At 60.0% G+C, this 19086-nt stretch carries 15 protein-coding genes and 2 pseudogenes; 11 read left to right on the plus strand and 6 right to left on the minus strand.

Annotated elements, in window-relative coordinates:
- The first annotated feature begins 467 nt into the window (after window positions 1-467).
- The 4 genes from JFT66_RS13520 to JFT66_RS13530 are packed head-to-tail and all read left to right on the plus strand — an operon-like array spanning window position 468 to window position 6255.
- Window positions 468-2483, plus strand: a complete 2016-nt coding sequence (locus tag JFT66_RS13520; RefSeq protein WP_198859414.1) for a type VI secretion system Vgr family protein — start codon at window positions 468-470, stop codon at window positions 2481-2483.
- Window positions 2483-3319, plus strand: a complete 837-nt coding sequence (locus JFT66_RS13525) for a DUF4123 domain-containing protein (protein WP_198859415.1) — start codon at window positions 2483-2485, stop codon at window positions 3317-3319. Before JFT66_RS13520 ends, JFT66_RS13525 begins: the two co-directional genes overlap by 1 nt.
- Window positions 3320-3323: 4 nt before the next feature.
- Window positions 3324-4091 (plus strand): hypothetical protein, encoded by a 768-nt coding sequence (locus tag JFT66_RS29760; RefSeq protein ID WP_442963606.1) that lies wholly within the window; start codon window positions 3324-3326, stop codon window positions 4089-4091.
- 13 nt (window positions 4092-4104) lie between these two features.
- Window positions 4105-6255, plus strand: coding sequence for a lipase family protein (locus tag JFT66_RS13530; RefSeq protein WP_198859416.1), 2151 nt, complete (start codon window positions 4105-4107; stop codon window positions 6253-6255).
- 9 nt (window positions 6256-6264) lie between these two features.
- Here the strand turns inward: JFT66_RS13530 and codA are convergent, their stop codons facing one another.
- The 4 genes from codA to JFT66_RS13550 all read right to left on the minus strand — a co-directional run bounded on the left by codA (window position 6265) and on the right by JFT66_RS13550 (window position 10637).
- Window positions 6265-7500 (minus strand): cytosine deaminase, encoded by a 1236-nt coding sequence (gene codA, locus JFT66_RS13535; RefSeq protein WP_198859417.1) that lies wholly within the window; start codon window positions 7498-7500, stop codon window positions 6265-6267.
- A gap of 50 nt (window positions 7501-7550) precedes the next feature.
- A complete protein-coding gene (codB, locus tag JFT66_RS13540) occupies window positions 7551-8819 on the minus strand; it encodes a cytosine permease (RefSeq protein WP_034119008.1) in 1269 nt (422 codons plus the stop codon).
- 284 nt (window positions 8820-9103) lie between these two features.
- Window positions 9104-9460, minus strand: coding sequence for a 6-carboxytetrahydropterin synthase QueD (gene queD / locus JFT66_RS13545; RefSeq protein WP_003190259.1), 357 nt, complete (start codon window positions 9458-9460; stop codon window positions 9104-9106).
- Between the two features lie 97 nt (window positions 9461-9557).
- Window positions 9558-10637 (minus strand): hypothetical protein, encoded by a 1080-nt coding sequence (locus tag JFT66_RS13550; protein WP_034119009.1) that lies wholly within the window; start codon window positions 10635-10637, stop codon window positions 9558-9560.
- A gap of 158 nt (window positions 10638-10795) precedes the next feature.
- Here JFT66_RS13550 and JFT66_RS13555 point away from each other — a divergent pair, with 158 nt between their 5' ends.
- Genes JFT66_RS13555 through JFT66_RS13570 form a run of 4 tightly spaced genes read left to right on the plus strand, consistent with a single transcriptional unit; the run spans window position 10796 to window position 13387 of the window.
- Window positions 10796-11098 carry a PepSY domain-containing protein gene (locus JFT66_RS13555; RefSeq protein WP_034119010.1) on the plus strand — a complete coding sequence of 101 codons (303 nt, stop codon included), beginning with the start codon at window positions 10796-10798 and terminating at the stop codon, window positions 11096-11098.
- Window positions 11098-11409: a PepSY domain-containing protein gene (locus JFT66_RS13560; protein ID WP_198859418.1), complete on the plus strand. Its 312-nt coding sequence runs from the start codon at window positions 11098-11100 to the stop codon at window positions 11407-11409. The genes JFT66_RS13555 and JFT66_RS13560 overlap by 1 nt, the downstream gene beginning before the upstream one ends.
- Window positions 11409-12077: a response regulator transcription factor gene (locus JFT66_RS13565; protein WP_034119012.1), complete on the plus strand. Its 669-nt coding sequence runs from the start codon at window positions 11409-11411 to the stop codon at window positions 12075-12077. Before JFT66_RS13560 ends, JFT66_RS13565 begins: the two co-directional genes overlap by 1 nt.
- Window positions 12074-13387: a sensor histidine kinase gene (locus JFT66_RS13570; protein WP_198859419.1), complete on the plus strand. Its 1314-nt coding sequence runs from the start codon at window positions 12074-12076 to the stop codon at window positions 13385-13387. Before JFT66_RS13565 ends, JFT66_RS13570 begins: the two co-directional genes overlap by 4 nt.
- A gap of 148 nt (window positions 13388-13535) precedes the next feature.
- On the opposite strand, the gene JFT66_RS30210 is transcribed toward JFT66_RS13570, so the two are convergent.
- Window positions 13536-14291, minus strand: a complete 756-nt coding sequence (locus JFT66_RS30210; protein WP_442963607.1) for a methyl-accepting chemotaxis protein — start codon at window positions 14289-14291, stop codon at window positions 13536-13538.
- Window positions 14292-14393: 102 nt separating this feature from the next.
- Window positions 14394-15683, minus strand: a pseudogene (locus JFT66_RS30215) (HAMP domain-containing protein); the annotation flags it as partial.
- A 237-nt stretch (window positions 15684-15920) separates the two neighbouring features.
- Between JFT66_RS30215 and JFT66_RS13580 the strand changes: the two are divergent.
- From JFT66_RS13580 to JFT66_RS30225, 3 genes and pseudogenes are all read left to right on the plus strand, one after another.
- Window positions 15921-17240 carry a Na+/H+ antiporter family protein gene (locus JFT66_RS13580; RefSeq protein WP_161793259.1) on the plus strand — a complete coding sequence of 440 codons (1320 nt, stop codon included), beginning with the start codon at window positions 15921-15923 and terminating at the stop codon, window positions 17238-17240.
- 166 nt (window positions 17241-17406) lie between these two features.
- A pseudogene (locus tag JFT66_RS30220) lies at window positions 17407-18228 on the plus strand (cache domain-containing protein); the annotation flags it as partial.
- Window positions 18229-18330: 102 nt separating this feature from the next.
- Window positions 18331-19086: a methyl-accepting chemotaxis protein gene (locus JFT66_RS30225; protein ID WP_371319373.1), complete on the plus strand. Its 756-nt coding sequence runs from the start codon at window positions 18331-18333 to the stop codon at window positions 19084-19086.

The raw sequence follows: 19086 nt of genomic DNA on the forward strand, positions 1-19086 counted from the left end.
TGCTTAATCCCCGTGAGCATGGCTGAACCCCAGGTTCTTGCGGTGGGTTATCACCTTCCAGGCCACCTCCTGCAGGTCGACTGTTCTGTAAAATGATGCTGTGCCAGTAAGTAGGTATCTGAACGGACGAGGTATCACGACAAACCTGATGCGGTATCGCCCGTGGTCACTTATGTCGAGCCGGCGGTGGATGAACAGGTGTCAGCTATTTCCTTAAAACCTAGTCATGTAAGTGCAAGTTTGAGTCAGAATTTTCTTTTTGTTATTAGATAGGTTATTGGCTGCATTACTTTTATGTAAAAGACAATTCCATCCTCGTCGTACGAAACTTCTTTTTTAGTTTTGAAGATTTGAAATGCTCCTGAAATCGCTAAGCTTGAGCATGTTCAGGTGCTTTTTTTCGCAATCCAATGGGTTTTGGCGGGGGGAAGTAGTTCAGTCGAAAAATTGATGGCGGGTAACAAAGGATGGTTAACGCGTTTGCTTCGTCACGTTTCAAATTGGTCCTTGCAAGGATAAATACAGGTTTTCAAGTATTAGGGTTCAAAGGCAGCGAGGCCCTTGATCAACCCTACTTCATACATGTGCAGTTAGTCAGCGAAGACCCTGCCCTTGACCTGGAGGCGTTGCTTCATCAACCCGCCTACCTGGACTTTGGCGAAGCGGGTCAGGGCCTGCATGGGCAGGTCTACGCCATCGGTCGAGATGGTCCAGGTGCGCGGCTCACCCGTTACCACCTGACCCTGGCCCCGCGCCTGGCATGCCTTGCCCATCGCCGGGATCAACGGGTTTTCCAGCAGCGCAGCGTGCCGCAGATCATTGCGACGGTCCTTGAACACCACGGGATTCTCGCCGACGCCTATACCTTCGAGCTCGGGCCGGTGGTGTATCCGCCACGAGGATTTTGCGTGCAGTACAGGGAATCCGACCTGCACTTCATCCAGCGGCTGTGTGAAGAAGAGGGCATTCACTACCACTTTCGTCACCGCGTGGACAATCATCTGTTGGTGTTCGGTGATGACCAGACGGTGTTTCGACGGTTGCCGGTGCAGCATTACTGTTCATCGGCTGATCCGGCGCTCGAGACCCGGGTTGTCCAGCGTTTCGACCGGCGCCTGCAAATGCGTAGTCGGCGAGCCGTACGCCGTGACTATGACTTTGAGCATCCTTCGTTTTGCCTGCAAGACAAGGCGGGTACTGGGGGGGTGGATCCTTTGGAAGACTATCGTTACCCCGGCGGCTTCAGCGGCCATGCACGGGGAGCACAATTGGCGCGACGCGCCCTGGAGCGCCATCAGCGTGATCGCCATCGGGTCTTGGGCAAAAGTGATCAACCGGCATTATGCAGTGGCCATTTTCTTGAGTTGCGCGATCACCCGGATCCAGTCTGCAATGACTTATGGCTGCTGACGTCGGTGCGTCATGAGGGCTACCAGCCTCAGGTATTGGAGGAGTCGACATTTGAGGCCAGTGGATTCCAGGGGTATCGCAACCGCTTCACCGCGACACCCTGGCGCGCAGTGCATCGGCCAGCGCTCAAGCACCCCAAGCCGACGATCAGTGGCAGCCAGACCGCAACGGTAACCGGGCCTGCGGGAGAGGACGTGCATTGCGATGCCTATGGTCGGGTGAAGGTGCGCTTTCATTGGGATCGCCTGGACAAAAACGATGATACGAGCAGTTGTTGGCTGCGAGTGGCTTCCGGTTGGGCGGGTGATGGGTTTGGCGCCATGCTCATTCCACGGGTAGGCATGGAAGTGCTGGTGAGCTTCCTGGAGGGCGACCCGGACCAACCCCACGTCAACGGCTGCCTGCCCAATGCGTTGCACCTGCCTGCCTATCCCTTGCCGCAACACAAGACGCGCAGCGTACTGCGTAGCCGCAGTTCTCCACAGGGTCTGGGCGCCAACGAGTTGCACCTAGAAGACAGGCGCGGTGAAGAACTTATCTACCTGCGCGCCCAGCGCGACATGGAGCAACAGGTGGGCCATGACAGCCGGCTGGAGGTGGCCGGAGAGCGGCACGAAATCATCCGGGGGTTGAGCACGGCTCGCCTGGAAAGCGAAGAGCATCGCCACGTCGCCGGTGATCGCAAGGTCACGCTCAAGGCGCATGACCACCTCGACGTGCAGGGCGATAGCCTGACCCAGGTTGGCCAGACCCTGGTGATCGAAGCCGGCCAGCAGGTTCATCTCAAGGCGGGTGCCAGCCTGGTTATCGATGCGGGGTCGCAACTGAGTCTGAAAGCCGGTGGAGAGCATTTGGTGATTCACGCCGGGGGCATTTTCAGCAGCCGGCCCATCACACAGGGCGGCTCGCCAACCCCAACACGTTCGGTTAGTCCCACGGCGGTTGCCCGCCCGCAAGTCTCTGCTGCACAAGGCGTCATCATGGACTTGGCCAGGCAATTGGGCGCGGACTTCTGCCCCCTGTGCGAATGCTGCCGTGACGGCCTGTGCGATCTCACGGGGAGGGCGGCTTGATGGACAGCTTGCCCATTCGATGGATGGCCCAACAGCAGCAGAGTGGGTACCCACTGTGCCTGATGCTTGAAGGGAGCAACGAGGCTCGCCAACCGCTGCTGGCAGGGCGCGACCAGTCGCAATATTGCAACCTCTACAGCGAGACCGCTGCGGCGCAGTTGGCGAGTTCAGGCCCGGCCATCCTGCTGCTGGAGCAGATGAGTGAGCCCGCGTTGGTCGGCTTGCTGCAAAACCCTGAGTCGAACTGGGGTTGGCTGGGTAGCTTGCCTGCTGCCGACTTGAGCGGTGTGACACGACATTGGCGCGAGAGGCTGCTGGTAGGACCAAAGGGGCAACAGGCGCTTTATCGCATTCACGACAACCGCACCCTGGCCCGTGCCTTGGCTTACCTACCGAAAGAGCATTGGCCGAGCTACCTCGGGCCGTTGATCGGTGTGTGTTATTGGCATGAAGGCCGCTGGTGCCACCACCAAAACCCCGCACCCGGCGACTACCCGGTACCTGACCCCGTGCCTTGGCTCGGCACACCCAACCCCCAGGCCCAAGCCATCCTGCACGCCAATATCCTGCGCTACCTGCTGGCGGAGCACAGTGAAGACCTGGCGGCATTGGTCGAATTCCAAGACCCGAAGGTCTGGCTCGCCCAGGTACTGGAACAGGCGCGCACCTGGCAATGGCGCGGGCCGGAGCAGTTGGAGTTTTTGGTGGTGCGCCGGTTGGAAGAAGCCACCCGCAGCAGTGTTGTTCGTTGGCAACCGAGGATCGGGGAGGCACCAGGGGAGCATTTTGAACGAGTGGTGGAGCAATGGCGCAGGGAGGAAGGCAAAAGTGAATAGATGGATGGGAATGGTGTTGTTGGTGGTTGGGGGAGTGGGGCTTTCGGCATGTACGGGGAGGGCGGTGGAGAGTTTTACGTTGGAGGTGGATTTGCCGGAGCAGTTCGAACTTAAAACGGCGGCTAATTATCGACCCGCGACGGGTGAGACGTGTGTGTTGCCGAGACGTCGAGGCGAGAGGCCAGAACGGAAAGTCTTTTTTACGGACTACAAACCTGTAGCGAGCAGGGTGAGTTATGAGTTGCCGCTGACTGAAACGGTAGAAGGGTGTCCGTTAGTCCTGCGTAGTGTGGAGTTTGATTTTTACGCGAAGTGGGGAACGCGGGATACGGATGTGGGTGGGAGCTTTGCGAGTATTTCCGTTCGCGATCGTGTGGAGGACGGGATGTCAGGGATGCCTGAGTCGGGTGTACAGAAAGTACTTGGGGAATGTAAGTGGCATTTTCGAACGGTGGGACCCTTGCATGCAATCAGGAAACTCCTGATATGTAGTTCACTGGATTCAATTGGGACGGTACGGGAATCACGGGTGGGGGGCGTTGCGCAACGTTCGCAATTATCGGGAAAAAAGCTGAGGTTGGCGCTGACTGTCAGTGAGGATGAGTTGCCTGCGTTTGGTGACAGATGGATAGCCGTTCCGGGTGGATGGAGACGTTGCAGGGGGAAGAGTTTTGAGGACCTGTTTGGGTATTGCACAGGTAACACCACGGAATTTAAACCCATAAAAATGCCGGACGGGCGCATATGTAACATCTATCCGACATGCCAATAACGAGGACGAAGTCATGAAGCTGGACGCATGGAAGCAAGCTTATTTTGGTGAACAAATGCCTGCTTGCGCATTGCAAGGGCACTGGGCAAGTTTTCGTTTGGTCGATGAGACGGGCAGTGGAAAGGCTTATGGTGGGCTTCCATTCACGGTCCATGACAGTACAGGGCGACGGTACGTCGGTAAATTGAATGGTGAGGGGTTCGCCAATCTGCAAGATTTTTACTGTGGCCCTGTCGTTTTGACGTTGGATGATTTGTACAACGGAATTGAGGAGCCGTATTACCTGCTTAGTACTCGCAAAACGTACAAGTTACCTATTACTGAGCTGCAAGTTCGCGCCGAACGAACGTTTTACTCTGGCAATGACGGTAGACGTGCTGAGCGGAGTTCTGCACACCACCAAACAGATAGATTCTACCAAGTTGAAGTGAGCGATTTAGTACGCCATAGCGCTCACTTGCCACCACTGGCTTCGTCAGTTCATCGCCCCAAGCGTCATGTATTGAAAATGATGGCTGATCTTGGCTTCGGTCCACCTCAGCCCTCATTGTCAGGCGTCGTATTGTTCCCTAACCAACATTCCGTTCTGGAAGTACGGCCGTTGCGAGCCTTGCGCCCAGTGCTATCGACCGAAGACAGCATCTGTGCCCTGAACCTGTACCAGTTGGCACTATTTTCTGCGTTGAGTTATTGCGACTTTGGGCAAGTTCCCTCAGAGAAACCCTTAGATGAAGTCCTGTTTCCGTTGGATCCAAGTGTTGGAAATTTGTTCGCTGAACAGCTGTCGGTGTATCACGAAGCCTGGCAAATTGATCCGGAGCAAACGCAGCGTTTTTATCCGCTCTATGAAGAGGTCCCTTACTCCCAGCGTTTCGAAATCCTGCCTTTTGACCCTGAGTTGTACCCCCAAAATCGCCCGGAACTAAACGAAGAGCAGGAACATCCCGCACGCTTGCACTTTTTCGATGACGAAAAATTCGGTACTGATACCCAGGCTTTCATCATCCACCACGATGAAGTAATCCTGATCTCTGTGCGTGGAACCGTCAGCCGTGCTGACGTATTACGTGATGCAGACGCCCATCAAGTGGCTTTTGTAGACGGCGTTGGTAAGGCGCACGATGGTTTTCACCAGGCCTACCGGGCTATGCGTAATTTCGTCTTGCAATACCTTGATCGGTTTCACATCGGCCAGCGCATTGTGATTTGTGGCCACAGCCTCGGCGGCGCCATTGCGTTGCTTTTGGCCGAGGGACTGCGTCGAACCCCAGACGCGCACTACAACATTCTCCTCTACACCTACGGCGCCCCCCGCGCCGCCGACACTGAATTCACCGCCGGCGCCTCATCCCTGGTCCACCACCGTATCGTCAACCACAACGACCCCGTTCCCAGCGTCCCGGCCCCCTGGATGAACACCACCGCCAAACTCTGGATCCCCGGGGCGATCACCTTGTTCAGCGCCCCCGCATCTGGTGGCCTGCTGTTCGCCGCCGGGTTGGTACGCGTGGGCGGCAACCCCTATCAACATCACGGTGAGCAACATCACTTCATGCCGATCACGCTCCCGGACGGCACGCATTCTTCGGTGCTATGGAAACCCGGCTGCGAGTCCATCCAGGAAGCGGGCTGCAATCGCACATTGCAACTGCAGGGCGATATGCCCGACCGTGACAATTTGTTGAGGCAGCTTTTTCAGGCCGGCCAACATTTCATGACCACCAGCTATATCCCCGCAGCCTGGGCCACACTGCGACGCTGGCAGCAAACCCTGGATAGCCAGGGCCCTTTGGTTACTCCAAGGGAGTTTGAGTTGCTCGACCGGGCTCTCGAAGACATGCGCGAGAAACTGAGGGCCAAGCGGCGTGAATTTGCCCGCCAGCGCCCAGCCAATGACCGTAGCTACGAACCTATTGATGCCTTGAATGCCGAGATCGACCGTTTGCACACCAGCCGCGAGCGCCTGGCAACCCTGCGCTGGCGTCGCCTTGAAGCGCGCGACGTCTACGGCAGTCATGCACAGTCTGCGCACCTGCAATCGAGCCTCAAACGCTGGTTCAGCCACCGTGAAAACTGCGAGGTTGCTCAATTCGCCAGCATCCCGCCGCCCTCCCACAATGATCAGGGAAGGGTGCAAATGCTGGACGTTGACTCCATCGTCTAGCTAACCGGGTTAAACAAACTCCACCTGTGCCGGCTGCCGTTTCATCAGCACCTTGCCGTTGCGGATCGAGTACAGCGGCAAGCCCTGGCTACGTATGACTTCATAGTCACTGTCGGCCGACAGGATCAGCAGGTTGGCGGGGCGGCCGGCTTGCATCCCATATCGGTCGCCCAGGGCCATAGCCTTGGCGCTGTTGTCGGTAACCAGGTCCAGGGCGCTTTGCAGGTTGCGGTAGCCGAGCATATGGCAGATGTGCAGGCCGGCTTCCAGCACTCGCAGGATGTTGCCGTTACCCAGGGGGTACCAGGGATCGACGATGGAGTCCTGGCCGAAGCACACGTTCATGCCTGCTTCGAGCAGTTCGTTGACGCGGGTAACGCCGCGGCGTTTCGGGAAACTGTCGAAACGGCCTTGCAAGTGAATGCTTTCAGTGGGGCAAGAAACAAAGCTGATGCCGGAGTGCCCCAGCAGGCGAAACAGTTTGGCGCAGTAGGCGTTGTCGTAGGAGCCCATGGCGGTGGTATGGCTGGCGGTCACACGGGCGCCCATGTCGCGGCTGCGGGCTTCTTCGGCGAGCACTTCAAGAAAGCGTGAATGAGGGTCGTCGGTTTCGTCGCAATGCACGTCCACCAGGCAACCTGTGCGTTCGGCGAGGTCCATGAGGAATTTCACCGAACTCACGCCCTGGTCGCGGGTGTATTCGAAGTGGGGGATGCCGCCGATCACGTCGGCGCCCAAGCGAATGGCTTCTTCCATCAGTTCACGCCCATTGCGGAACGACTCGATGCCCTCCTGGGGGAAGGCGACGATTTGCAGGTCGATCAGGTGCGTGCTTTCTTCACGCACTTCCAACAGGGCCTTGAGCGCAGTGAGGTCCGGGTCGGTGACGTCGACATGGGTGCGCACATGCTGGATGCCATGGGCGGCAAGCGCCTGGATGGTTTTTTTGGCGCGGGCTTTGGTGTCCTCCAGGGTAATGGTGGCCTTGCGTTCACCCCAGCATTCGATGCCTTCAAACAACGTACCGCTCATGTTCCAGCGCGGTTCGCCGGCGGTGAGGGTGGCGTCGAGGTGAATGTGGGGTTCGACGAAAGGCGGTATTACCAGGTTACCGGCGGCGTCCAGGTCGCCGTTTGTTAGCGTCGGCACCGCGGTTTGCGCAGTGATGCTGGCGATCCGGCCGTGTTCCAGGTGCAGATCATGCAGGCCTTCACGGTTGCGCAGGCGGGCATTGATGATGTGCATGGTCAAGTTCCTCTTGGCTAAAAACAATCAGGCAGACAGCCGCCAGATCCTCAGGGCGATACCGATGTCCAGGCGGTCATGGCGCGTAGTATGGCGCTGAGTAGCACGTAGGTCAGCGACGCGGCAACAATTCCCACCAATGGCGCGACCCACGGCGAGTTGAATGCCAGCACGGTGCCCACCCCATACGCTACCAGGCCCGGCCAGTTGAACGCTGGCAGGCTAGCATCCGCCAGGCGTGGGTATTGGCCGCGATAGCGATAGAAGAAGTCCGCCATGATCACCCCGCCAATCGGCGGGATGACCGTGCCCAGCAGGATCAGGTAAGGCACCAGCAGGTCGTACATGCCGAGCAAGGCGAGCAGGGTGCCGATCACCGCACCGGCCAGGGTCACGGTCTTGCGGCGCCGGGTGCGCAGCAGGTTGCAGCCGGCGACGGCGAAGTTGTAGATGGTGTTGTCCTGGGTACTCCAGATATTGAGCAGCAACATGGCCATCGCCGCCATGGCGAAACCCTGCAGCAGCAAGACCTCCACCACATCCGGTTGCTGATAGACGATGGCGCCATAGGCACCAATCAGCACCATCAGCCCATTGCCGATAAAAAAGCCGATCAGGCTGGCCAGCACCGCGACCTTGGCCGAGCGCGAAAACCGCGTCCAGTTGGTGGCCTGGGTCGCACCGCTGACAAAGGTGCCGAACACCAGGGTAATTGCCGTGGATAAGTCCAGCTCACCGGTTGGCACCACCGCCAGCAGGCCATCCAGCCCGCCGACTTTCACGGTAGCGACCCACATCGACAGAATCAGCAAAATGCCCATGGCCGGCACTGCGATGTAGGACAGGATCTCCAACCCGCGATACCCCACGTAGGCCGTAGCGCAGAACAGCAAGCCAAACACCACCATCAACCCCAGCACACTGCCCTGGCTCAATTCGAAATACTTGCCCAACACCACGGCCGCCGTGGCAGTGCCCCAGGCATACCAGCCGATCTGCGTGAAGCCGAGGATCAGGTCACTGAGCTTGCTGCCGACTTCGCCAAAGCAGAAACGCCCCATCAACACTGAGTTCAAGCCGCTCTTGAAGGCGATGTAACCCAGGCCTGCGGCGTAGATACCCAACAACAGGTTACCCAGGGCCACGACACCGAGCATGTCGATGAAGCTGAACGCCACCCCCAACTTGCCGCCGGCAAACATGGTTGCGGTGAAAAAAGTGAAACCCAGTAGCACCATGGCCGTAGACGCCAGGCCCTTGCGTGCATGCAAGGGGACTTCGCTGAGGGGGTAATCGTTGCCGGGTTCTTGCTGCGTCATGGGGGTTGCTCCCTGGGTAGTGACGCAGCTCGTTTGCATCGTGCGTGCCAACACAGGGGAGGTAGGCATCAACTGGCGCAAGCAAGCCCTTTACACCGTTACCCCTGCGCAATACAGCGCAAAAGCAGTGCACCCGTGAGCCAAACTGGCTCAGCTCACCGACGCCTGGAAAATCGCCTTGATGGCCGTTCGAAGCCCTTGGCGATCTTCAACGCCAGGGCCAAGCTCGAATCGTAGCGGCCACAAAAAAACCACCCGCAGGTGGTTTTTCAACACGTGATCGCTTACTCGCCGCGATAGATGCAGCCACTCGTGCAGGTCTCATGAATGCGGATCGCACTGAGCTCCGGCAGCAGCGGTTTCAATTCATTCCAGATCCACTTGGCCAGCACTTCGCTGGTAGGGTTTTCCAGGCCGGGGATGTCATTGAGGTAGTTGTGGTCGAGGCGTTCGTAGAGCGGCTTGAAAATCGCCTTGATCTCCGAGAAGTCGCGAATCCAGCCGGTATGGGGATCCAGGTCGCCGCTCAGATGGATGGCCACTTTGAACGAATGCCCATGCAGGCGCCCGCACTTGTGGCCTTCCGGCACGTGAGGCAGGCGGTGGGCGGACTCGAAGGTAAACTCTTTGAAGATTTCCACAGTATTTTCAGCTCGGTCAGGTATCTGGCAGGCGGCGAGTTTAACAGCTTGACCCGCCACTGCGCATACCGCCCCTCGTCTGTAGGCACGGATGCAGTCAAAGGGCCTGCAAGCGCTCACCCAACCCGCTGTTATCCGCCAATGCCAAAAACTCATCCCCGAGTCGCTGGCTCTCGCTCATGGCGGTTTGCCAATACTTGTTGCGGCTCGGGTCGTCGCCCATGAAGCGCTTGAAGTCGGTGCGGTCCGGCAGTTTGCCGTGGGGCAGGCGGGCCAGGTAGTCCCTGGACGGCGCCAGCAGTAACACATCCTGCAAACCTTGCGGGTTGCTGCGTCGCCACGGTAGGCCCTTGTCAAACCAGCCGGGGATGACTCGGTCGGTAAAGTGTGGGTACAGCACAATGTCATCGCCGTGATAGGGCAGGTCGAGGTGGTAGTCCAGCAGGCCGCCGTCGCGGTAGGTACCGGCACCAGCCCCGGGCAGGTCGCGCACGCCTTGCATGACCATCGGGATAGAGCCGGACGCCAGCAGCGCCTGGCGCAGGTTGCCCAACTCCAAGTGAAGGAAGCGCGACGGGAAATCCTTCAGCGGGTGTAACGGTGGCGCCTGGCGTGGGTCGTGAATGATCAGCCGTTCGAAATGCCGCGACAGCCGCGCGCGGCCCCGCAGGTTATCGGCGATTACCGACGACAGGCCCAGGCCCAGTCGCCCACGGTGATCATCGGCGAGCAGGCCATGGCTCTTGACCACCATGATGTTCAGGCGATAGTCGGGGTTGTCCAGCACGCTCGCATCGCGGCCGGCCAGCAGATCATCGAGCATGCGTTGGCAGCTCTGGCTGACTTCGGCCATGGTCACGCCCTTGGCAAAGCGTTGTTCGTTGTACAGTCGGCCCAGGTCCAGCAAGCCTTGCACCGGGTCGGGCAGGCAGGCGCTGGCAAACCGCCAGGAACCGATGGACGCGCCGATCAGCGCACGCTCACGCGGCGCGCGGGGCAGCCAGTCGCCGAACAGCGCCAGGTCCAACCCTTGGATCCCCAGGGCCTTGGGGCCGCCGGCCGCACCTGGGAGGATACCGACGTCGGCAGGCGCAAGGCCCTGTTCGCGGATGCGGGTGAACGCGCGTGTGCCGGCCTTGAGGGTCAAGGCCGGGAACTTGATATGGATGGCTGTCATATCGGTCTCTGTTGAAGCGAGCGGGGCAGTATAGAAAATCTCGCGGGCAGTGGGGAAAACGGCTTGTATGAAATTGCCATGGTGGCAATTCAGTTTCAGTTAAGTTGCAGCAGGTACCGTGGCCGGCGTAGGAAAACATCGTGTAACGGAGACTTGTCATGAAGCGCCTCACTGCTCTGGTCGCCGCCGCTATCATCGCTTCCACTGCCACCCTTGCCAGAGCCGTTGACCCCGACAAACCGCTGACTGTGCCTGTCACTGTTACTATTGTCGCCTTCGACCAATTGGACGCCATGGCCCTGGCCCTGCACCCTGGTTCGACGCTACTGGGCACCGACTTGGATGAGGAATACGGCAAGTACGTCTATGAAGTCGAACTGGAAGACCGCAACGGCATTGAATGGGACATTGAATTGGACGCGCTCACCGGGCAGGTTCTCAAGAATCATCAGGATACGTAATGAAGGTATATTTACGCGTCGGCGGTCTAGCGGCGCTGGTGCTCATGCTGTTCTGCTCCAGCCTGGCGGCCCGCGACCTCAATCAGGATGAAGCCTTGGCGCTGCGCCAGCAGGGCGTGATCCTGCCGCTGGAGCAACTGTTGCAGCAGGCTATGGCGCGGTATCCCGGTTCGCGGCTACTGGAGGCCGAACTTGAAAAGAAACACGGGCAATATGCCTATGAAGTGGAGTTGGTGACCACCGAAGGCGTGGTGCGTGAGATCAAGTTGGACGCGACCAACGGTGTGCTGATCAAAGATGAGGAAGACTGATGCGCCTGCTTCTGGTGGAAGACAATGTACCCCTGGCTGATGAGTTGCTGGCCGGCTTGCAGCGTCAGGGCTATGCAGTCGACTGGCTGGCCGATGGCCGCGACGCCGCGTATCAAGGGCGCAGCGAGCCCTATGATCTGATCATCCTCGACCTTGGCCTGCCCGGTTTGCCTGGTCTGGAAGTGCTCGCGCAATGGCGCGCCGCCGCGCTGGCCATCCCGGTGCTGATCCTCACCGCTCGCGATTCCTGGGCCGAGCGTATCGAAGGGCTCAAGGCCGGTGCCGATGACTACCTGAGCAAACCCTTTCACCCCGAAGAACTCTACCTGCGCATCCAGGCGCTGTTGCGCCGGTCCCACGGCCAAGCCAACCAGCCCACCCTGCAAGCCGCCGGCCTGCATCTGGATGAAGGGCGCCAGTGTGTACTGCGCGATGGCGCCGAGATCCAGCTGACGGCCGCCGAGTTTCGCTTGCTGCGTTATTTCATGCTGCACCCCGAACAGATCCTGTCGAAAAGCCATCTGGCCGAGCATTTGTATGACGGCGAGACCGAGCGTGACTCCAATGTGCTGGAAGTACACGTCAACCATCTGCGGCGCAAGCTGGGGCGCAGTGTGATTGAAACCCGACGCGGCCAGGGCTATCGGTTCGGCGCCCCTGCGGCATGAAGTCGATCCAGCGGCGCTTGAGCCTGGGGTTGATCAGCGTGATGGTGATCGTCGGCGTGGTGCTGGCGCAAACCAGCCTGTGGTTGTTCGAGGCCGGTTTGCAGCGCTATTTGGAGGCGGGCTTGCACAACGACAGTGAGAACCTGCTGGTGGCACTGGTGCGCGGGCCCAATGGCGTACAGTTGGATGAGCAACGCCTGTCGCCCGCTTATCAGCGGCCGTTCTCCGGGCATTATTTCCGTATCGACTTTGCCGATATCCATTGGCGCTCCCGTTCACTGTGGGACCAGGAGCTGCCCAGGCTCCCCGAGGCCGGGCTCAAGGGCAATCTGCAATTAGGGCCGGAAGGTCAACAGCTGTTGGTACTGCGTTCGGACTACAAGCGCTTTGGTAAGTCGATTTCCATCAGCGTGGCCCAGGACTACACGCCCGTGCGGGAAAGTTTTCGCCTGATGCGCCAGATCGGTCTGGTAATCGGGTTGGCGGCGCTGCTGCTGGTGCTGATCCTGCAGCGGGTCACCGTGCGTCGTGCCCTGCGCCCACTGGAGACGGCGCGCAACCAGATCGCCCAGTTGCAACAGGGCCAGCGCTCGCAGCTCGACACTCAGGTGCCGTTGGAGCTGGAACCGCTGGTGGCGCAGATCAACCATTTGTTGGCGCACACCGAAGACAGTCTCAAACGCTCGCGCAATGCCCTCGGCAACCTGGGGCATGCGCTGAAAACCCCAATGGCCGTGTTGTTGAGCGCAGCGTCCAGTGACGCACTCAAAAACCATCCGCAGTTGAGCCAACTGCTGCGCGAGCAACTGCAGCAGGTGCAGCAGCGTCTCAATCGCGAACTCAACCGTGCGCGCCTGGCGGGCGATGCATTGCCCGGCGCCTTGTTTGACTGTGACGCAGAACTACCCGGATTGTTGGCCACCCTGCGCATGATCCATGGCGAACACCTGGACCTGAGCTCCCACGCCGCGCCGGGCCTGCAATTGCCTTGGGACCGTGAAGACCTGTTGGAGCTGCTGGGCAACCTGTTGGACAACGCCTGCAAATGGGCGGATGCCGAAGTGCGTTTGAGCGTCATCGCGACGCCGCGCAGCTACCTGCTGGCGGTGGAAGACGATGGCCCCGGTATTCCCGAGGCCCAGCGTGACCAAGTGTTCAGCCGAGGCGCGCGCCTGGATGAACAAATGATCGGCCATGGCCTGGGGCTGGGGATCGTGCGGGACATCGTCGAGGTGTGGGGCGGGTTGTTGCAGTTGCAGGAGAGTGAGCTGGGTGGGCTTAAAGTGTTGATCGAATTGCCACGCCGCTAACACTGGCACACCACTGCTCAAAATGTGGGAGCGGGCTTGCTCGCGAATGCGGTGTGCCAGTCAATGCATTCGGCACCTGACATACCGCATTCGCAAGTAAGCCCACACACATCTAGATGTTCTTCAGTCTCAAAGGTTGTGCAAGTTGTTACACCCTGAACTGATCCACCAACCCCTGCTGCTGATTCGCCAAACTGTTCAACGCCTGGCTGACCCGCGCCGATTCATTGGCCTGCTCGGACAACGACTCGGTCACATCGCGAATGGTCGCCACGTTGTTGTTGATCTCTTCGGCCACCGCGCTTTGCTCTTCGGCGGCGCTGGCGATTTGCAGGTTCATGTCGCTGATCACCGTGACGGCGTCGCCAATCTGGCGCAAGGCCGTTACGGCCTGGCCGACTTGTTCGACACTGCCTTGAGCCTGGCGATAGCTATTGCCCATCGAGCCGACCACATCGGTGGTGCCGTTTTGCAATTGTTCGATCACCAGACGGGTTTCTTCCACCGATTCCTGGGTACGGCGTGCCAGGTTGCGCACTTCGTCAGCGACCACCGCAAAGCCACGGCCAGCCTCACCGGCACGCGCGGCTTCGATGGCGGCGTTGAGTGCCAGCAGGTTGGTCTGCTCGGCGATGCCGCGAATCACTTCCAGCACCGAGCCGATCTTCTCGCTGTTGGCGGCCAAGCCTTCGACCTGGGCCATGGCAGTGCTCATGTCGGCGGCGAGGTCGCCGATGCTGGCGGTGGTGCGATCGATGACGGTCAAGCCTTCGCGAGTGGCCTGGTCGGCATCCCGTGCAGCTTGGGCCGCCTGAGCGGCGCTGCGGGCCACGTCCTGGGCGGTGGCGCTCATTTCATGGGACGCAGTGGCGACCTGATCCACCTGGCGATACTGCTGCTCCATGCCAGCACTGGTTTGCGTGGCAATCGCGGCGGACTGGTCGGCAGTACCGCGGGCATCCTGCACCGAGCGTTTGACCTCGGCAATGATCGGTTGCAGCTTGTCGAGGAAGCGGTTGAACCAGCCAGCCAACTGGCCCAGTTCGTCCTGTTTGTCGTAGGCCAGGCGCCGGGTCAGGTCACCTTCGCCGCTGGCGATATCTTCGAGCATGTGGGCCACGCCGAGGATCGGCCGGGTCACGCTGCGGGCCATCAGCCACACCAGCATCAAGCCAACCACAGCAGCCAGCAGGCCCAAGCCCAGTTCGAGCAGGGTGCCCTTGGCATTATCAGCGTCCAGCTGGGTTTTCAGCGCTTCGGCCGGTGCCACCAGGACTTTTTCCGGTACATCCAGCAACACGCCCCACGACTTGCCCCCAGGAATTGGAGTGAAGGGCGCGAGTACCTTGAGCTGATGGTCGGTACGCAGGCTGTGTGTCTGGGTACTACTGGCCAACGCACTGACCAACTGCGCGCCGCTGGCCGTGTCGACCTGCTCCAGGCGCTGGCTGAGTTTGCTGGCATCCGGGCTGTAGCCGGCCAGCAAGCCGGTGGGGCTGAGGATGCTGACCTGGGTCTGGCCGTCGTACAGCTTCTGGCTGGCCTGTTGGCTCACGGCCTGCAGGCTGTTGAGGTTGATGTCCACCGACAGTGAGGCGATGACTTTGCCATTGACCATCAGCGGGAACACGATGCTGGTCATCAACACGTTTTGCCCGTCGATCACATAGAAGTAAGGTTCGATGACGCACGGCTTGAGGGTCGTGCGCGGGCAGGTGAACCAGGCGTTGGCTTTTTCGCCGCTGGGGCCGATGGAGGTGTCGGCCATGTCGCTTTCAGGCAGCGCCATCGAGGTGATTTTCCCCGGCGTCGGTTGCGACCAATACAGGGCGAACCGGCCTTTGTCATTACTACCCAGTTCCGCTTGATTGGCGAACAATTCGTCCTTGCCATCCAGCGCATTGGCCTCGAACACCAGGGATAAACCCAGCAGGTCGGGGTTGGCCTGTAGCGCGGCCTTGACCTGGCGGGTCAGGTCCTCACGGGTGTCGAAGGCATCGAGAAAGCGTTTTTCCGCCTGCTCGCGCAAAAACAGCACCTGGCGGGAAAACCCATGGCCGTACTGGTACGCATCCATGAACTGCTGGCGAATGCCCAGCGCCTGCACTTCACCTTGGGCCTCAATGCGCGACTGCGCGGCTTCGTCCAGCATCTGCATGCTGGATGCCTTGACCTGCTCCGAGCTCTGCGCCATGCGGTACAGCGACAGACCCACCAGCAGGGTCACGATCCCAAGCAGGCACAGGCCCGCGAGCAGGGTGATTTTCCATTGAATGGAGAGCTGCCTGAGCGACATCGGGACATCCTTACCTGAAAGCACATGGAAACAGCTTATCGGCCGGCGCCCATGGTTCTTTATTCAAACGATCAATTTTAAACCTCAAAACGCTAGCGTTTTTTGACATGAGCGCCTGCCTGCTGCAAAGTGCGCGCCCTCTAATAAGACCTCTTTCTAGCCTGCACGCCGGCAGCTGTTCCCATGGGCCGTGCGCGGGCATGCCTGTCTTTTATGTTTTTGCTTGAGGTAACCATGATTAACGCAGTCATCGCCGCGGTCGGCACCATGCTGGTGCTCAGCCTGTCCCGCGTGCATGTGGTCATCGCCATTATCGTCGGCGCCCTGGTGGGTGGCTTGACCGGTGGCCTGGGAATCGACGCCACGCTCAAAGCGTTCAACGGTGGGCTGGGAGGCGGCGCGACCGTGGCTTTGTCCTACGCATTGCTCGGTGCTTTCGCGGTGGCGATTGCCAAGTCCGGCCTGGCCCATGCCCTGGCGGACAAAGCCCTACTGTTGGTTGATCGCCAGGAAGCCAGCGGCGGCAGCCACGTCAAATGGCTGTTGATCGGCCTGTTGTGGGTGGTGGCAATCGCTTCGCAGAACATCTTGCCGATCCATATTGCGTTTATTCCGCTGCTGGTACCGCCGCTGCTGTATGTGCTGACCAAGCTGCAACTGGACCGCCGTCTGATCGCCTGCGTGATGACGTTCGGCCTGATCACCCCATACATGTTCCTGCCGGTGGGCTTCGGCAATATCTTCCTCAACCAGATCCTGTTGGCCAACGTGGCCAAGAGCGGTGTGGATATCAGCCAGGTCAATGTGACCCACGCCATGGGGTTGCCGGCGCTGGGCATGGTGGTCGGCCTGCTGGTGGCGGTGTTTATCAGCTACCGCAAAAAGCGCGTGTACGACCTGGAAAAAATCGAGCGTGTCGAACAAGTGGCGGTGCAGTACAACCCCCTGACCCTGCTGGTAGCCGGCCTGGCGATTGCCTCGGCCTTTATCATCCAGCTATGGCTGGACTCGATGATCATCGGTGCCCTGGCCGGGTTCCTGATCTTCTCGGTGTCGGGCATCGTGCGCTGGCGCGACACCGATGACTTGTTCACCGAAGGCATGAAGATGATGGCGATGATCGGCTTCATCATGATCGCCTCGTCGGGCTTTGCCGAAGTGCTCAAGGCCACCGGTGACGTGCGTTCGCTGGTGGAAGCTTCGGCGGCGTTCATCGGTCATAGTCGTGGGGTAGGGGCGCTGCTGATGTTGTTGGTGGGGCTGCTGGTGACCATGGGCATCGGCTCGTCGTTTTCCACGGTGCCGATCCTTGCCGCTATTTTCGTGCCGTTGTGCGTGCAACTGGGCTTCAGCCCGCTGGCCATCGTGTGCATCGTCGGTACCGCCGGTGCGTTGGGCGATGCCGGCTCGCCCGCGTCGGATTCCACCCTCGGTCCCACCTCCGGCCTGAATATAGACGGCCAGCACCACCATATCTGGGACACCGTGGTGCCGACTTTCCTGCACTACAACATCCCGCTGCTGGCGTTCGGCTGGCTGGCCGCGATGACGCTCTGATGAACGCCTTGTAGGAGCGAGCTTGCTCGCGAAAAACGCCAACGATAATGCGATCAACCTGACACCCCGCAGAGTTCTCAGGTTCTTCGCGAGCAAGCTCGCTCCTACAGAAATCACTCACCTGGCCGTTAACCTCTCAAGTCGCCACTCACCAGAGGGAAAAGCCATGCGTCTGAGTTTGAAGGCCAAAGTCCTGGCCCTTGCCGTAGTGCCGGTGTTGTTGTTTGCCGTGGTCATCAGCCTGACCACCGTGTGGATTCTTCAGGGCCAGGCCCGCAACGAAGTGGATGAAACCCGCCAGCGACTGCTCAGCGACGCCAAGGCCACCCTGCAAAGCTATGTCGAGGTGGCCATGACCACCATCAAGCCGCTCTACGACGCAGCCGCGCCCGGCGATAGCGCGGCGCGCGCGCAGGTGGTCAAGTTGTTGTCCAACACCACCTACGGCAAGGACGGTTACTTCTTCGGTTACGACTCCGAGACCATCCGCCTGTTCAAGGGCAACAGCCCGGACGGCGTGGGCAAAAGCTTCAAGGACAACCGCGACCCCAATGGCGTCTATGTCAACCGCGACCTGGTCAAGGTCGGCAAGGACGGCACCCACTACCTGCAATACAGCTCGACCCAACCCGGCCAGACCGAACTGGTGCCCAAGCTCGGCTACACCGAGTATCTGCCCAAGTGGGACATGGTCATCGGTACCGCGGTCAACCTGGACGGCATCGAGGCCCAGGTCGCGGTGGTCGAGGCCAAGGTCGAGAAACGTATGGAAGGCGTGCTGCTGAGCATCTTCGGCGTCGCCGTGGTGGTGCTGCTGGTGATCGCCGCCGTGGGCATGCTGGTCGCCAATACCATCCTGCGTCCGCTGAGCCTGATGAAAGCCAACCTCGACGATATTGCCGCCGGTGAAGGCGACCTGACCCGGCGCCTGGCCATCACCAGCCAGGATGAACTCGGCGACCTGGCCGGTGCGTTCAACCGCTTTGTCGATAAAATCCATGGCCTGGTGCGTCAGATCACCGAAATGACCGCCCAGCTCACCGGCCTGGTCGGCCAGGTATCCGACCAGGCCCAGCGTTCCGAGCAAGCCATGGAACGCCAGCGCCACGAGACCGACCAGGTGGCCACCGCAATCAACCAGATGTCATCCGCTGCCCACGAAGTGGCACGCAGTGCCCAGGGCGCCGCCGTCGCCGCGCAACAGACTGACGCCGAAGGCCAGGCTGCCAAACGTGTGGTGGACGGCAGCATCGCGCAGATCCATGCGCTGGTGAACGATATCCGCAGCAGCGGCGTGTCCCTGGACAGCCTGCAGCAGGATGTTTCGTCGATTGTCAGCGTGCTCGGCGTGATCCGCTCCATCGCCGAACAAACCAACCTGCTGGCGCTCAATGCGGCCATTGAAGCTGCACGGGCCGGAGAGGCCGGGCGCGGGTTTGCCGTGGTCGCCGACGAAGTGCGCGCCCTGGCCAGCCGTACTCAAACCAGTACCCAGGAGATCCAGGGCATGATCGACCGCCTGCAAAAAGGTACCGAGGCTGCCGTGGACGCAATGCGCCGCTCCAGCGATGCCGGCGACGGCACCTCTGCCCAGGCCAATGAAGCCGGGGCGTCCCTGGACACCATGGCCCAGCTGATCGGCACCATCAACTCGATGAACGCGCAGATTGCCAGCGCCGCCGAGGAGCAGACCGCCGTAGCCGAAGAGATCAACCGCAGCGTGCATCAGATCGCTGTGGCGGTGGACAGCGTAGCGGATGAAACCCAACTGGGTGCCCAGACCTCCCGCAGCCTGGCGGATCTGGGCCAGCGCTTGGGGCAGTTGGTCGGTCAGTTCAGGATCTGA

The sequence above is a fragment of the Pseudomonas sp. MF6755 genome, from assembly GCF_016405635.1.
GTDB lineage: Bacteria > Pseudomonadota > Gammaproteobacteria > Pseudomonadales > Pseudomonadaceae > Aquipseudomonas > Aquipseudomonas haemolytica.

Coding starts and splice junctions, on each gene's coding strand:
- codA (WP_198859417.1), bottom strand. CDS start 7,500: ATGCACATCATCAATGCCCGCCTGCGCAACCGTGAAGGCCTGCATGAT.
- JFT66_RS13560 (WP_198859418.1), top strand. CDS start 11,098: ATGAAGGTATATTTACGCGTCGGCGGTCTAGCGGCGCTGGTGCTCATG.
- JFT66_RS13530 (WP_198859416.1), top strand. CDS start 4,105: ATGAAGCTGGACGCATGGAAGCAAGCTTATTTTGGTGAACAAATGCCT.
- JFT66_RS30225 (WP_371319373.1), top strand. CDS start 18,331: ATGGAACGCCAGCGCCACGAGACCGACCAGGTGGCCACCGCAATCAAC.
- JFT66_RS29760 (WP_442963606.1), top strand. CDS start 3,324: ATGGGAATGGTGTTGTTGGTGGTTGGGGGAGTGGGGCTTTCGGCATGT.
- JFT66_RS13520 (WP_198859414.1), top strand. CDS start 468: ATGGTTAACGCGTTTGCTTCGTCACGTTTCAAATTGGTCCTTGCAAGG.
- JFT66_RS13550 (WP_034119009.1), bottom strand. CDS start 10,637: ATGACAGCCATCCATATCAAGTTCCCGGCCTTGACCCTCAAGGCCGGC.
- codB (WP_034119008.1), bottom strand. CDS start 8,819: ATGACGCAGCAAGAACCCGGCAACGATTACCCCCTCAGCGAAGTCCCC.
- JFT66_RS13525 (WP_198859415.1), top strand. CDS start 2,483: ATGGACAGCTTGCCCATTCGATGGATGGCCCAACAGCAGCAGAGTGGG.
- JFT66_RS30210 (WP_442963607.1), bottom strand. CDS start 14,291: ATGGAGCAGCAGTATCGCCAGGTGGATCAGGTCGCCACTGCGTCCCAT.
- JFT66_RS13565 (WP_034119012.1), top strand. CDS start 11,409: ATGCGCCTGCTTCTGGTGGAAGACAATGTACCCCTGGCTGATGAGTTG.
- JFT66_RS13555 (WP_034119010.1), top strand. CDS start 10,796: ATGAAGCGCCTCACTGCTCTGGTCGCCGCCGCTATCATCGCTTCCACT.
- JFT66_RS13570 (WP_198859419.1), top strand. CDS start 12,074: ATGAAGTCGATCCAGCGGCGCTTGAGCCTGGGGTTGATCAGCGTGATG.